Origin of the sequence: Subtercola vilae (genome assembly GCF_004923255.1) — a bacterium.
GTDB classification, from domain to species: domain Bacteria; phylum Actinomycetota; class Actinomycetes; order Actinomycetales; family Microbacteriaceae; genus Subtercola; species Subtercola vilae.
This window is the reverse complement of record NZ_QYRT01000013.1, coordinates 42,792-56,878: the sequence shown is the minus strand read 5'-3', so window position 1 is coordinate 56,878 and position 14,087 is coordinate 42,792. Positions and strand designations below refer to the sequence as shown.

General features: G+C 65.9%; 15 protein-coding genes. 11 read left to right on the top strand and 4 right to left on the bottom strand.

Annotated features, from left to right (window positions below; all coding sequences use genetic code 11):
- The first annotated feature begins 40 nt into the window (after positions 1–40).
- From D4765_RS08875 to D4765_RS08865, 3 genes are all read left to right on the top strand, one after another.
- Positions 41–964, top strand: coding sequence for an ATP-binding cassette domain-containing protein (locus tag D4765_RS08875; RefSeq protein ID WP_136641982.1), 924 nt, complete (start codon positions 41–43; stop codon positions 962–964).
- Entirely contained in the window at positions 961–2,214 is a 1,254-nt protein-coding gene (locus tag D4765_RS08870) for a sugar ABC transporter permease (protein WP_136641932.1), read from the top strand. The genes D4765_RS08875 and D4765_RS08870 overlap by 4 nt, the downstream gene beginning before the upstream one ends.
- A gap of 84 nt (positions 2,215–2,298) precedes the next feature.
- Positions 2,299–2,514 (top strand): hypothetical protein, encoded by a 216-nt coding sequence (locus tag D4765_RS08865; protein WP_136641931.1) that lies wholly within the window; start codon positions 2,299–2,301, stop codon positions 2,512–2,514.
- Positions 2,515–2,517: 3 nt separating this feature from the next.
- Here D4765_RS08865 and D4765_RS08860 read toward each other — a convergent pair whose 3' ends face one another.
- Positions 2,518–2,877 (bottom strand): hypothetical protein, encoded by a 360-nt coding sequence (locus tag D4765_RS08860; protein WP_136641930.1) that lies wholly within the window; start codon positions 2,875–2,877, stop codon positions 2,518–2,520.
- Positions 2,878–2,922: 45 nt separating this feature from the next.
- Entirely contained in the window at positions 2,923–3,216 is a 294-nt protein-coding gene (locus D4765_RS08855; protein ID WP_136641929.1) for a DUF7882 family protein, read from the bottom strand.
- Between the two features lie 187 nt (positions 3,217–3,403).
- Between D4765_RS08855 and D4765_RS08850 the strand changes: the two genes are divergently transcribed.
- Both D4765_RS08850 and D4765_RS08845 read left to right on the top strand, forming a co-directional pair.
- Positions 3,404–4,423, top strand: a complete 1,020-nt coding sequence (locus D4765_RS08850) for an FKBP-type peptidyl-prolyl cis-trans isomerase (protein WP_136641928.1) — start codon at positions 3,404–3,406, stop codon at positions 4,421–4,423.
- A 17-nt stretch (positions 4,424–4,440) separates the two neighbouring features.
- Positions 4,441–5,046 (top strand): nucleoside deaminase, encoded by a 606-nt coding sequence (locus tag D4765_RS08845; protein WP_136641927.1) that lies wholly within the window; start codon positions 4,441–4,443, stop codon positions 5,044–5,046.
- Positions 5,047–5,186: 140 nt separating this feature from the next.
- On the opposite strand, the gene D4765_RS19185 is transcribed toward D4765_RS08845, so the two are convergent.
- Positions 5,187–5,354 (bottom strand): hypothetical protein, encoded by a 168-nt coding sequence (locus D4765_RS19185; protein WP_161580400.1) that lies wholly within the window; start codon positions 5,352–5,354, stop codon positions 5,187–5,189.
- Positions 5,355–5,558: 204 nt separating this feature from the next.
- On the opposite strand from D4765_RS19185, the gene D4765_RS08840 reads away from it, so the two are divergent.
- The 6 genes from D4765_RS08840 to D4765_RS08815 all read left to right on the top strand — a co-directional run bounded on the left by D4765_RS08840 (position 5,559) and on the right by D4765_RS08815 (position 12,538).
- Positions 5,559–6,068 (top strand): NUDIX hydrolase, encoded by a 510-nt coding sequence (locus D4765_RS08840; protein WP_136641926.1) that lies wholly within the window; start codon positions 5,559–5,561, stop codon positions 6,066–6,068.
- A gap of 60 nt (positions 6,069–6,128) precedes the next feature.
- Positions 6,129–7,748, top strand: a complete 1,620-nt coding sequence (locus tag D4765_RS08835) for an ABC transporter substrate-binding protein (protein WP_136641981.1) — start codon at positions 6,129–6,131, stop codon at positions 7,746–7,748.
- Between the two features lie 26 nt (positions 7,749–7,774).
- The gene (locus D4765_RS08830; RefSeq protein ID WP_136641925.1) at positions 7,775–8,731 is read left to right on the top strand and encodes an ABC transporter permease; all 957 of its coding nucleotides are present in this window, start codon (positions 7,775–7,777) and stop codon (positions 8,729–8,731) included.
- Positions 8,728–9,624 (top strand): ABC transporter permease, encoded by an 897-nt coding sequence (locus tag D4765_RS08825; RefSeq protein ID WP_136641924.1) that lies wholly within the window; start codon positions 8,728–8,730, stop codon positions 9,622–9,624. The genes D4765_RS08830 and D4765_RS08825 overlap by 4 nt, the downstream gene beginning before the upstream one ends.
- A gap of 38 nt (positions 9,625–9,662) precedes the next feature.
- A complete protein-coding gene (locus tag D4765_RS08820; RefSeq protein WP_136641980.1) occupies positions 9,663–11,360 on the top strand; it encodes a dipeptide ABC transporter ATP-binding protein in 1,698 nt (565 codons plus the stop codon).
- Positions 11,361–11,566: 206 nt separating this feature from the next.
- Positions 11,567–12,538 (top strand): helix-turn-helix domain-containing protein, encoded by a 972-nt coding sequence (locus D4765_RS08815; RefSeq protein WP_136641923.1) that lies wholly within the window; start codon positions 11,567–11,569, stop codon positions 12,536–12,538.
- On the opposite strand, the gene D4765_RS08810 is transcribed toward D4765_RS08815, so the two are convergent.
- Complete coding sequence (locus D4765_RS08810) at positions 12,501–13,958, bottom strand: MFS transporter (RefSeq protein WP_338054631.1); 1,458 nt, start codon at positions 13,956–13,958, stop codon at positions 12,501–12,503. The genes D4765_RS08815 and D4765_RS08810 overlap by 38 nt on opposite strands.
- Between the last annotated feature and the right edge of the window lie 129 nt (positions 13,959–14,087).

The window sequence follows — 14,087 nt, the reverse complement described above, 5'->3', positions numbered from 1 at the left end:
TCACACCCCACCACCGCAATTCAAAGGAGAAATCGTGACGATGGAATCCGCCGTCGCCGATACCGAAGGTGCTACCCGCGAGCCCGTTCTCTCGCTCAAAGGCGTATCAAAAGGTTTCGGCGCTGTTCGCGCCCTCACAGACATCAATCTCGACATCTATCCGGGCGAAGTCGTCGCCATCGTCGGCGACAACGGGGCCGGCAAGTCGACCCTGGTGAAGATCCTCGCGGGTGTGCACCCGCAAGACTCGGGCACCATCATGTTCGACGGCCAGGTGGTGAGCATCCCCACCCCTACGGCCTCGCGTGCGCTCGGAATCGCCACCGTCTTTCAAGACCTCGCCCTCTGCGACAACCTCGACGTCGTGTCGAACCTCTTTCTCGGTCGCGAGATCAGAAACGGGCTCTCGCTCGACGAAGAAGAGATGGAGCAGCGCGCGTGGAGCCTCCTGCGCCAGCTCTCAGCCAAGATTCCCTCGGTGCGCATCGCGGTCGCCTCGCTCTCGGGTGGCCAACGCCAGACTGTCGCCATCGCACGATCACTGATCGGCGAACCCAGCGTCGTCATTCTCGACGAGCCCACCGCCGCCCTCGGCGTGGCCCAGACCGCTGAGGTTCTGAACCTCGTCGAGCGACTCCGCGAACGCGGGCTCGGCGTACTGCTGATCAGCCACAACATGGCCGATGTGCAGGCTGTCGCCGACCGCGTGGTGGTGCTGCGCCTCGGCCGCAACAACGGTGACTTCCACGTGGCCGATGTGAGCTACGAAGAGATCATCTCCGCAATCACCGGAGCCACCGACAACGTCGTCACCCGCCGCGCAAGCGCACACGCAGGGTCAGCCTCCGCCGCTGCAGCCGCAGCCGATGCCTCGGGCACCGGCACTGTCGAATCCGGCATCACCGAAGATTTCCGCACCCACGAGACGCCTGCACCCGGCACCGAGGAGAACCCGCAGTCATGACCTCCCCCTCAGAAACCCCGGCCGAACGCGCCGCAGACCTGCAAGACGAACGACTGGTCAGAACCGAAGGCCTGCGCGGCGCCGTACTGGCGTTCCGCCAGCGGGTGCGCGGCGGAGACCTCGGGTCGCTACCGGTCATCATCGGGCTCGTTGTCATCTGCGTCATCTTCCAGATTCTCAACCCGAACTTCCTCTCGGCGAACAACCTGGTCAACCTCACCCTGCAGTGTGCCGCCGTAGGAACCATCTCCATCGGCATCGTGCTCGTACTACTGCTCGGCCAGATCGACCTTTCCGTCGGATCAGTGAGCGGCCTCGCCGCCGCCATTCTCGGCGTCGGTCTCACCCAGCTGAAGTGGCCCGTCGCCCTCGCGGTGATCGTCGCTCTCGTGGTGGGTGCCGCCATCGGTTACCTGTACGGTCTGCTCTTCACCCGGTTCGGTGTTCCGAGCTTCGTGATCACCCTGGCCGGGCTTCTCGCCTTCCTCGGCCTGCAGCTCAAGGTGCTCGGGCCGAACGGCTCGATCAACCTGCCCTACGACTCATGGATCGTTCAGTTCGCCCAGGCGACCTTTCTGCCACCGTGGGCGGCATACGCCCTAGCGGTGATCGCCGCAGCAGCGCTGTTCCTGTCTGACTACAGCCGGTCACGTCGCCGCCGCAAGGCGGGCCTGTCAACCGGCGCGCTGTCGGTCATGCTGCTGAAGGCCGTGTTGCTGCTCATTCTGTTGCTCCTCGCGGTGTCGTATCTGGCCACCGACCGCGGGCTCGGCGCGATGTTCCTGCTCTTCGTTGTGCTCGTCGTCGTGATGAACTACTTCCTCACCCGCACCAAGTGGGGCCGCTCGGTCTTCGCCGTCGGTGGGTCTGTCGAAGCAGCACGCCGCGCCGGTATCCGGGTCAACCGCGTCTACATCTCGGTGTTCATCCTCACCTCGACGTTCGCCGCTCTCGGTGGTCTGCTCGCGTCGGCACGGCTCACCTCAGCCAGCCTGTCGAGCGGTGGTGGCGACACCAACCTCAACGCCATCGCAGCAGCTGTCATCGGCGGTACGAGCCTCTTCGGCGGTCGGGGCAGCGCCTGGTCTGCGCTGCTCGGCATTCTGGTCATCCAGTCGATCTCGAGCGGACTCACGCTGCTCAACCTCGACTCGTCGATTCGCTACATGATCACCGGCGCCGTGCTTCTTCTCGCCGTGATCATCGACTCGCTGTCTCGGCGCTCACGCGCCAGCCACGGTCAGGCGTAGGCACACGTAAGTCAAGGCCTTCCTTCGCTGTCAGTAGCAAAGGAGACTTCACTTGACACGAATGCCAACACACAAGGAGTCACCATGATCGAGAAACTGAACGAACTCGGCTTCAAGAGCGAGTGGGCGTATGCCGGTGGATTCAGCTCCATCCTGCTGTCGTTCATCACGTACTTCATCAGCCGGGCACGCAAAGGCGACGACAAGGCTCAGTCTGACCGCTGGGGAATCTTCATCGGGCACTGGGCACCCACGTTCTTCGCCCTGGGCATCGCCCTCAAGCTCGAAGAGAAGAAGTAAGAACTACACCTCGTCGACGACGCCGACGAAGCGGCTGCCGACCCCGTCGTATTCTCTGCGAACTGCAGAGGGTGCGACGGGCGGCAGTTCGTCAGGGTTGTGAAAGTCGCAGCTGAGGTAGGTGAAGGCGGGCCACCATTTTTTGGGCCTCGCTGCCTCTGAGAAGCCGCAGATCGAGCATGTCAGCTGAATCCACACCGGTTTGGCCCCGGTTCTGTTCGCTCGTGACTGAACGAGCCACGCGGGTGGGTCGGCGTCGATAGCGGCAAGCTCAGCCTCGCTCATACGCGAGGGCAGGCCGTGCCGCGAGGCCATCTCGAGCGGAATATCGAGCCTCAGTGCTGCTTCTCGTCGCGTGATCATCGCCTCAAGCCTACGGCAGCGGTTCCGGATGCCCGGCGGAGGCCCTCACGCCGGCTCAGCGACGGCCGACAGCCCTCCCCCGCTGTTGGCGCTCTGCATGAGCGCCTCGATCCATGCTCGGTTGAGCGTCGGGCGCTCGGCTCCATCGAACCGGAATACCAGCGGAATGGCCGGGTGCACCCAGACCGACACGTATCCGCCGCCGTCGCCCGCCGAGCAGGTGAACCCGAACTTCTCGTCGCGACGCAGCTTCGCCGTGATCACCGCTTGCAGGTGAGCGAGAAGCCGGTCGTCGAAGTGAAGATCTGTGCCGGGTGATCCGTAAGTGAGCATGCCCATGACGTGTGTGTGATTCCTCTGTCTGTCGTCGGTCGCAGGCTGCGCCCAGTACTCAGGTAAGACGTACGTCGGGGGCAGATCGTCACACAATCCATCTCACGACTGTCAGCGAGCCCCTCGTTCAGCTTGTTCATAGCCGCCTGCACCAAACTGAACGGGTTTGGTTATAACTCAGATCTGAGGATTCATGCGCAAAATCGCCCTTTTCGCGGCTGCAGCCGCCGTAGCTCTCGCCCTCGCAGGGTGCAGTGGCTCTTCCGCGAGCCCCACCGCCAGCGCCGTTCCGTGCACTCCGACCGCAGCGGGTGCGAACTCCGCCGCCGTGCAGGTGACGGGGGCACTGGATGCCCTGCCCACCACCACGTTCACGGCACCCATGACGACAACCGCCACCGAGCGCACAGTCAACTTCGTCGGCACCGGCACAGAGGTTGCCGTCGGCTCCATCGCCACGGTTGACTTCACCCTCTACAACGGCACGTCGGGTGCGCAGCTCTTCACCACGACCGATGCCGAGATCGGCGCCCAGGCCGTCACGGTCGACGCCACACAGTTTCTGCCGGGCATCGTGAAGGCCGTCTCGTGCGCCACCGTCGGGTCGCGCATCGTCGCGGTCGTTCCCCCGTCAGATGCGTGGGGCACCAACGGCAACACCACGCTCGGCGTGGCCGCCAGCGACACCGTGGTCTTCGTCATCGATGTGAAAGACGACCAGCCCGCGCCGGTCTCGACTGCCACCTCGTCGCCGTCGGCCACGCTCGACCCGAACATGCCCACCAAGGCCACCGGCGTCGACCAGCCGGCTCCGGCCGGGTTCCCCACGGTTGCCCTCGCGGCCGACGGAACCCCGACGGTGACCATTCCCAGCACCCCGCAGCCCACCGCACTGCAGATCGGTCTGTTGAAGAAGGGTGACGGCAAAACGGTTGCCGACGGCGACAGCGTCACCGTGCAGTACCAGGGCGTCATCTGGTCGACCGGCAAGGTGTTCGACGAGAGCTGGGGCAAGTCGCCGGCCACTTTCGGAACCGGCCAGGTCATCAAGGGATTCTCAGCCGCTCTCGTGGGCAGCACGGTCGGCTCGCAGGTCATCGTCGTGATTCCGCCCGACCAGGGCTACGGCTCGGCGGGCAACAGCTCGGCTGGCATCAGCGGAACCGACGACCTGGTGTTCGTGGTTGATATTCTGGCCACAGCCGCAAGCTGATCATCCGGAGGAGACCGATGAGAACCCGCCTCAGCCTCGAACTGCCCGCCTGGCTCGTCACCGAGCTGCCGGCCATGCCGACCCAGCTCGGTACGGCCGGCGAACGCATGGCCCTGGTCAATGCGCTCGCCGACCGAAACTATCGAGAAGGCAATGGCGGGCCATTCGCGGCTCTGGTGGCCGACCGGGCCACCGGCGAGATCATCTCAGTCGGGGTGAACGTCGTGCTGCAGAGCGGCATCGCGTCTGCCCACGCCGAAGTCATGGCGCTGAGCCTGGCGCAGGTCGAGACCGGCAGTTGGGATCTCGGCGCCGACCGTGACCGTGAGCTCGAACTGGTGGTGAACTGGCGGCCGTGCGTCATGTGTTACGGCTCGGCCATGTGGTCGGGCATCCGGCATCTCGTCGTTGCAGGTTCTGGCCCCGAGCTCGAACGCCTCACCGGCTTCGACGAGGGCCCGATGCGCGATGACTGGGCCGAGCAGTTCGAGGCTCGGGGCATCACCGTGACGCAGGGTGTGGGTCGAGACGAGGCGCTGGCCGTGTTCCGGGGCTACGGCGAAGCCGAGACGCTCGTGTACAACGCCCGCTCGGGCGACGGAGTGGTGCTTCCCGGCGCGTGATACCCGGTGAAGCAGGCGTCAAGCGGTGAGCTGGTCGAACACCAGCGAGGGCTCGTCGTCGACCGACAAGGTGAGTACCGTCTGTTCGACCCGCTCGTCGGTCTCAATCGAGCCGATCGAGTCGTACGCCGCATCACCCGTCAGCTGGTGCGGCGAACCTCCACGAGCGACTGCACCAGCGAGACGCCCTCGAGTACCGCAGAGACACCCAGCACGACATAGGCGATCGCGAAGTCACTGGCCGGTTCGGGGGCGAACAGCTGCTGCACCCCGTGCATGACCGAGATGACGGCGCCCACTGTGAACACGCCGATGGCCGCCAGCGGCCACCGGTGTGGCGAGGGCCACCAGAATGTTGGCGATGAAAGCGATGACGACGATCATGCAGACCCCTCTTCAGAAGACGTGTTCCCAGCCTAAGCTGCTTGCGCGGGCGGCGCGCGCGAGCACGTTTCTCGAGCAGCGGGGCTGATTCGAACGACCCTGCGAAACACGGGAGAGAGGAACACACTATGGCGGGCACGACGAGCGCGGGCATCCTGCTCTATCGCGGCGACGCGAATTCGACCGAGGTGTTCATCGCGCACATGGGCGGCCCGTTCTGGGCGAAGAAAGACGCTGCGGCGTGGTCGGCGCCGAAGGGTGAGTACACCATCGAAGACCCTCTGGCGGCCGCGCGGCGCGAGTTTCGTGAGGAGATCGGGGTGGATGCCCCCGCCCTGCCCTACGTTCTGCTCGGCGATTTTCGGCAGCGCTCGGGCAAGGTCGTTCGCCTGTTCACCGCCCGCTGCGAGCAGCCGATCGCGTTCGCCCGAAGCAACACCTTCGAGCTGGAGTGGCCGCGCGGCTCGGGCCGCCTGCAGCAGTTTCCCGAAATCGACGACGCGCGCTGGGTCGCCCGAGCTGATGCCCTTCGCAAGCTGGTTACGGGCCAGGTGCCGGCCCTCGACGCGCTCACTGCCCTGCTCGAACAGAGCGAACAGGGCGGGCAGGGGCCGGGGCGCGTCTCAGCCGTGATGTAATTGTGGACTGAGTCCATCAATCGCAGCATCGACGAAAGTTTTCGAGTGAACCGCCTTTTCATGCCCCTCCTGGCCGCCGCAGCCGTCACCGCCGTGCTGGCCGGCTGCACCGCCAGCCCCGCTTCGACCGCGACCAGCACCCCTGTCGCGGGCGGCACGCTCGTCTACGCGACCGGAGACGCCGAACCCACCTGCCTCGACCCGCACGTGGGCGGCAATTACCCGCAGGCGCTGGTGGCCACCCAGTACCTCGAATCGCTGGTCTCCCGCGATTCGACCGGCAAGATCATCCCGTGGCTCGCCACAGCGTGGACGACCTCAGCCGATGGCCTGAGCTGGGACTTCACGCTCAAGAACGATGTGACCTTCACCGATGGCACCCCCTTCGACGCCGCAGCCGTAGCCGCGAACGTCGCCCACGTGCAGAACCCCAGTACGGCCTCGTCGACCGGCTACCTCGCTCTGGCGAAGGTCACATCTGTCACCGCTCCGGATGCCCACACCGCCCACTTCACGCTCAGCCAGCCTGACAGCGCCCTGCTCGAATCGCTCTCGATGCCATGGGTCGCCATGGAGTCCCCCACCGCGCTGAAGCGTTCGCAGGCCGACAACTGCGCCTCGCCGATCGGCACCGGCCCGTTCACCGTGACCACGTGGAACCGCCAGCAGTCGATCACGCTGACCCGCAATGACGCCTACAACTCCCCGCCCGCTGACGCAGCCCACCAGGGCCCGGCGTACCTGCAGAGCATCGAGTGGCGCTTTCTGCCCGACTCCGCCTCGCGCTACGCAGCTCTGCAGGCCGGCACAGTCGACGTGATCGACAATGTGCAGCCCGACACCATCGTTCAGGCGCAGAAGTCGAGCGACCTCAGCTATCTCTCCGCACCGCGGCCGGGCGCCTCTGACCGCATCGAACTGAACTCGTCGATCGCGCCGTTCGACGACGCGAACGTGCGCGAAGCGTTCATTCGGTCGGCCGATGTGAACGACGCCGTGACGAGCCTGTTCTTCGGCACCGCAACCCGCTCGTACTCGGCGCTGTCGAGCATCGAGCCCCTGGGCTACTCCGAGCCCGGTATCTTCGGGTACGACCAGGCTGCCGCCGCCACACTGCTCGACAAGGCCGGCTGGACCGACCGCAACACCGACGGCTACCGCGTGAAGAACGGCCAGGTGCTCGAACTGAAGTTTCCGGTCAGCACCAACCAGTCGATTCCCGCCGAGCAGTCACTGTTCGAACAGCTGCAGGCCACCTCTAAGCAAGCCGGCTTCAAAGTCGACCTCGAGCCGCTCGACCTCTCGAGCTGGTACGGAGCGCTCGGTTCCAACAGCTACAACCTTGTGAGCGCGCCCTACACGAAGGTCGGCCCAGACGTGCTGCGAACCCTCTTCGACTCGGCCAGCACGAAGCCCGCACCCAGCGGCTACTTCGCCAACCACGCGCAGGTCACGAACCCCACGCTCGACGACCTTCTCACCCGTGCCAGCCAAAGTTCTGATGCCACCGAACGCGCCTCGCTCTACACGCAGGCGCAGAAGATCGTGCTCGAAGGGTTCTACATTCTGCCGCTGTACGACCAGCAGAACGGCTACCTGCAGCGCTCGGTCGTGAAGGGTCTGCGGGCGATGCCCACGGTCTCGACCCCCACTCTCTACGACACGTGGTTACAGAAGTAGGCGCTCTGCCGCGCTACGGTCGGAGCATGACACCCGCCGCTCCCCTGCTGCGCTGGCTGCTGCTGCGCCTGGGCGGCGTGGTCTTTGTGCTCTGGGCGGTGTCGACGGTCACGTTCTTCGCTATCCGGCTCATCCCGGGCGACCCCGCCGAAGCCATCGTCGGGGGTCCCGGTTCAGAGGCGAGTGCCGACGCACTGGCGGATGCCCGGGCCGAGTACGGCCTCGACCAGCCGCTTCTTCTGCAGTACCTCCGTTTTCTCGGGCGACTCGCCAGCCTCGACCTCGGTCGCTCGTACGCCCTGCACCAGAGCGTGGCCAGCGTGATCGCCGACACACTGCCACCCACGCTCGGCCTGGCCGTGGTTGCACTGAGCGTGGCTGTCGTCATCGCTCTTGCAGTGGCCGCCTGGTCTGTGCGGGGCGGCCGTGCCGCCTCGGCCGTTGCCTCGTTTCTCGAGGTGGTGGCCGCGGCCGTGCCACACTTCTGGCTGGCCATTCTCGGCATCGTGCTGTTCAGCACAGCGCTCGGCTGGCTGCCCCCGGTGAGCGTGCCAGGCCCCAGCGGGCTCATTCTGCCGGCGTTGACTCTCGCCGTTCCCCTCGCCGGGTTTCTCGGCCAGGTGATGCGCGAGGCGCTGCTCGATGCGATGTCGTCGCCGTTCGCGCTCTCGGCCCGCGCCCGTGGCGAGAACGAGAACGGCGTCTTCTGGAGGCACGCGCTGCGGCACTCCGCGATTCCTGCGATCGGCCTGGCCGGCTGGGCGTTCGGTTCGCTTCTCAGCGGCGCGGTGGTGGTCGAGACCATCTTCGCCCGGCCGGGCCTTGGTCGCAGCCTGCTGCAGGCGGTACAGGGGCGCGATGTTCCCCTCGTGGTGGGTGTCGTCATCGTCGTGGCGCTCGGCTACATGCTCGTCACGACCGCGACCGACCTTGCCGAGCGACTCATCGACCCCCGGCTGGCCGCTCGGGCGGTGTCGCGATGATCATCTCGCCGAGCCTGACAGAGCCGCCTGCCGCCCAGCGCGGCCGGCAGCGCAGCAGCCAACGGAGGCATCGTCGCGGCCACCGTCTCGCCCGCGGTGTGAGCGTGGCCGAAGTGCTCGCCGGCGCCGTCATTCTGCTGCTGGTCGTGGCGGCGGTGGCGCCGGGGCTGATCGCTCCGGGTGATCCGCTCGGCATCAACCCGCTGCAGAGCTTTCAGCCGCCATCGGCCAACCACCTCTTCGGCACCGACGAATCGGGGCGCGACATCTTCACACGGGTGATACACGGTGCCCGGGCATCCGTGACCATCGGGCTCACTGCCACGGCCATCGGTATCGGACTGGGGTTGGTGTTCGGGCTGCTGGCGGGCCTCGGGCCGCGCTGGCTCGACTTCTCGACGACCCGGCTGCTCGAAGTGCTGTTCGCTTTTCCTGGGCTGCTGCTGGCGTTGCTCTTCATTGTGATCTACGGGCCGGGGGTGGTCACGTCGACCATCGCGGTGGGGCTCTCGACAGCACCGGGATATGCCCGGCTCATCCGCAGCCAGGTGCGGCAGGTGAGGGCAGCGCCCTACATCGAGGCCGCTACCGTGCTCGGGCACGGCCCCGCGTCACGTCTGGTGCGCCACCTGTTGCCGAACGTCGCCGGCGCACTGTTCGTCATCGCAACCCTGGGCATCGGGCAGTCGATCGTGTGGGCTGCCTCGCTCAGCTATCTGGGGCTTGGCGCGGTGCCTCCCGCACCCGAGTGGGGCGCCATGCTGTCAGCGGGCCGCACCTACATCTCGTCGTTCTGGTGGATGACATTCTTTCCCGGTCTCTTCATCGTGCTGAGCGCCGCCGCGACGACGCTGCTCGGGCGTGCCCTGCAGCAGCGGAAGCGCTCATCGTGAGCCCGCGGGTGGCGGGCTCACCGGTCGTGAGCCCGCAGATGGTGCGACCGCTGGTCGAGGTGGGCGCTCTCACCGTGCGGTTCGCCCGGCAGGAGACACCGGCCGTCGCCGGCATCTCGTTCGACATCGAGCCGGGCGAGTGCGTAGGGCTGGTGGGGGAATCGGGTTCGGGCAAGAGCGTCACGGCGCGGGCGCTGCTCGGGCTCGCGAGCGGTGCCTGCGTCGACGCCGACATGCTGCGGTTCGGTGACACCGATCTGCGCGGTCTCTCGCGAAGCCGCTGGCGAGCGCTCCGCGGCAGCGCGGGGGGCATCGGCTACATTCCGCAGGCCGCGCTCGTGGGGCTCGATCCGCTGCGGCCGGTCGGCCGTGAGATCGCCGACACCCTGCGGCTGCACACGCGTGCGTCAGCCGCCGAACGTGCGGCCCGCGTCATCGAGCTGCTCACGGCTGTCGGTATGCCCGAGCCCGAACTGCGGGCGGGGCAGCGCCCCTACGAGCTCTCGGGCGGCCTTCGCCAGCGCGCGCTGATCGCCTCCGCCATCGCCCTGGGCCCCCGACTGCTCATCGCCGACGAGCCGACGACCGCGCTCGACAGCACCGTACAGGCCGGGATCCTCGACCTGCTTCACCATCTGCAGAGCGAGGGCACGGCCATTCTGCTCATCAGCCACGACCTTGCCGTCGTGAGCCGGCTCGCCTCGCGCGTCGCTGTCATGCAAGCCGGTTCACTCGTCGAGTTCGGCCCCACCCGCCGGGTTCTGGATGCCCCACAGCACCCGTACACCCGCCGCCTGGTGGCGGCGGTGCCCACCAGCCAGCCTCGCGGCCGCCGCCTCTCCCCCTCTGCCCTGCCCGTCGCTCTGCCCGTCGCTCTGCCCGTCTACACCCCGCCCGTAGCCGAACCCACAGCGCCACCGCGCGAGATCGTGCTCGAAGCCAGAGGCCTCAGCCGTCGGTTCGGCGAACGGCAGGCCGTCGACAGCGTCAGCTTCACGCTGGGCCGCGGCGAGACCCTCGGCATCGTCGGCGAGTCGGGGTCGGGCAAAACCACGCTGGCGAGGCTGGTACTCGCTCTGGAGCATCCGGATGCCGGAGAGGTTCGACTCTTCGGCGAAGAGTGGAGCACCTCCCCCGAGGGGCAGCGCCGCAGCCGACGCCCGTTGATCGGAGCGATCTACCAAGACGCGCTGAGTTCGTTCGACCCGAGGCTGACGGCGGGTCAGATTCTGGGCGACGCCCTCAGGGTCGGTGCGGGTGTGGGCGAAGCGGCTGCTGTCGAGACAGCAACCCGCACGCCAGCCAGCAGAGCGGCCGGTGGTGACAACCCGTGGCGCACCGACCTGGCGGGCCTGCTCGACGCGGTGCACCTGCCCCAAGCCACGGCCACCCGTCGGCCGAGGTTCTTGTCGGGCGGCCAGCAGCAGCGGGTGGCCATCGCCCGCGCCATTGCCGCGCGCCCGGCGATCATCGTGTGCGACGAGCCGGTCTCGAGTCTCGACGTCTCGGTGCAGGCCCAGATTCTCGACCTGCTCGATGACCTGCAGTCGACCCTCGGGCTCAGCTACCTCTTCATCACCCACGACCTCGGCGTGGTTCGGCACGCCAGCGACGATGTTCTCGTCATGAAAGACGGGCGCGTTCTCGAAAGTGGCCCCACCGAGACGGTCTTCTCAGCTCCGACGGCCGACTACACCCGAGCCCTCCTCGCGGCTGCGCCCGAAGTGAGCAGCTGACTGCTGGCAGCTGGATGGGCTTGGCCGGTGGCGGTGATGCGGCCAGAGCGGGGCTGCCCACGGCGAGAAGCCGCTCGTTGGCTGAGGGCACAATCAACCCCATTCTCAGATCGTGACCGCATGCGGTCGAAAACGAGCTACGGTGAAAGACGAATCCAGGTAGCCCAAGACCCCGGTCACCGCAAACTCTCGAAGCGAGCGCGAAAATGACCGGCAGCAGTAGGCGATCTTCGTTCGTCTTGAAAGGCGCCATCGGCATCGGCCGCCTTCCTGCTACCGTGACTCCGGCTACAGACCCGGCAGCGTTCTCGATGACCGGCGCTCGCTGGAGCTTCGACGACGTCACTCTCGTCGACTGCGTTCAGACCGCCTTCACCTCTGCCATCACACTGGTTCCCGATGCCGGCCCCGATACGGTGACCGCGGCATTCGTGCGAAGCGGTGACTTCACGGTTCACCATGCAGGCCGTCAGCTGCGCTTCCTCGAAGGCTCGGTCGCCTACTTCACGGGTGAGGCAGAGGTACGTGTCGCTTCGACCGTCGACACCCATCTGACCATTGTCTCGATCCCGCGCACGCGGCTCACCGAACAGAATGTGGTGCTGGCGAACACGTTCGGCAGCTTTGCGTACTCCACGGCGAGGCGCTCGCCCATCCTCTCGTTTCTGAGCGCCCTGATCGACATCGTGCAAAACCACTCGATACCGGCCGAACCCACCGCCAGCGTGGTGGCACAGCTCGTCGGCGCACTGTTTCTCGAAGACGAGAACTACCATCTGCGCGCAAACCAACATGACCTCGGTCTGCGCGCTCAAGCAGAGTCTCTGATCGCCCTCGGTTCTGCCGACACCAGCTTTCGCGCCCATTCGCTGGCTACTCAGCTCGACATTTCGCTTCGCCAGTTGGAGAAGAACTTCGTCTCGACGAGCGTGGGAACGACGCCCACCGACGCCATTCGAGACCGTCGCATCATGATGGCAATGCTTGGCATGCAATCGCCGGCCGAGAACCACCGCACCAGCGCCGAGGTCGCCGAGCAGGCGGGTTTCTCGAGTGTACGTGAGCTCGGCCGGGCCCTGAAGAACGCCTACGGGCTCACCGTGAAAGAGGTGCTGCTCAGTCAGATAGCCGATTCCACACTCACTTCGGGGCGTCAACAACAGAGAGCGGCCGAGTGATCGATTCGAGTGAGCGCCGTTCAGCATCCACACCGAAGACGAGTGCGACGATACCGCCCACGATCATGATGCCGGCCCCCAGAAAATAGCCGAAGGTGAGCGGGCCGCGGTCTGAACCGTCACCGATCAGAATGCCGTAGAGCAGCGGCGCGCCGGCACCGGCGATCTGGCCGAGGGCGAAGAAGTACGAGATGGCCTGGCTTCTGATTTCAAGCGGGAAGATCTCGCTGACCGTCAGGTAGGCGCTCGAGGCACCGGCTGAGGCGAAGAAGAACGAGACGCACCAGAAGATCGTCTGCGTGGCGGCGTTCAGCGTGCCAGCACTGAACAGAATGGCCGACACCGCGAGCACGACGCCCGAGATGCCATAGGTGAGAAAGATCATGCGCCGCCGACCCCACACATCGAAGAGATGACCGAGCAGCAGCGGCCCGAGCAGGTTGCCGAGGGCGAACGGAAAGAAGAAGTACTGCGTCGAACTCGGGCTCGTGCCATAGAAGTTCTGCAAGACCAGCGCATAGGTAAAGAAGATGGCGTTGTACAGAAACGACTGGGTGACCATCATGGTGGCACCCACGAGGGTGCGCTTCGGGTACTGCTTGAACAGAATGTGCAGAATCTGCCGAAACGGGATGCTCGCCGTAGCCTTCACCGTTATCGCGAGTTTCGGGTCGACGGGCGTCAGCACACCGCCCTCGCGCTCGACGCGACCCTCGATGTCATCGACCGTCGCTTCGGCCTCTTTCTCTCGACCGTGGGTCATCAACCAGCGTGGGCTCTCGGGGATGTGCCGGCGCAGATAGATGATGGCAAGGCCCAGCACCGGGCCGATGAAGAAGCCGATGCGCCAGCCGATGTTCTCGGTGAAGATGTCGGGGTTCAGCAGAAAGAGGTTGGCGGCCGACCCGAGGGCAGCACCTCCCCAGTATGTGCCGTTGATGGCGATGTCGACGCGCCCCCGGTAGTGCGCGGGAATCAGCTCGTCGATGGCCGAATTGATGGCCGCATACTCACCACCGATACCCATGCCGGCGAAGAAGCGGAAGAAGAACAGGAAGTACATGTTCGGCGAGAGCCCGGCCACTGCGCTCGCCACGAGGTAGATGGCGAGGGTGAGAATGAAGAGCTTCTTGCGGCCCAGCTTGTCGGAGAGCCGCCCGAAGATGATCGCCCCCGCAATCTGGCCGAGCAGATAGATCGTGCCGGCGAGGCCCACCTCGGCGGCCGACATGTGCAGTTCCTTCTGAAAACCGGCCGAGGCCACGATTTGAATCTCGAGCCCGTCGAGCACCCACGAAAATCCGAGGCCGACGACGATCGACCAGTGAAACCTGGTCCATGGCAGTCGGTCCATACGGGCCGAAACCATGCTCTTGACACCTTCGGTACTGTTGCTCGCGGCATTGCTCACAGTCGACACGCTTTCTCCTCGTCGCTCAGAGCACGACTGTAGGCCCGGCGAACGCACCAATCAAAGGCGTGACGAGCGAGCGAAGAGCGTGTACTGTGCGGCCAGCGACAGGGGCGCTTCAGACAACGAACGCTTCAT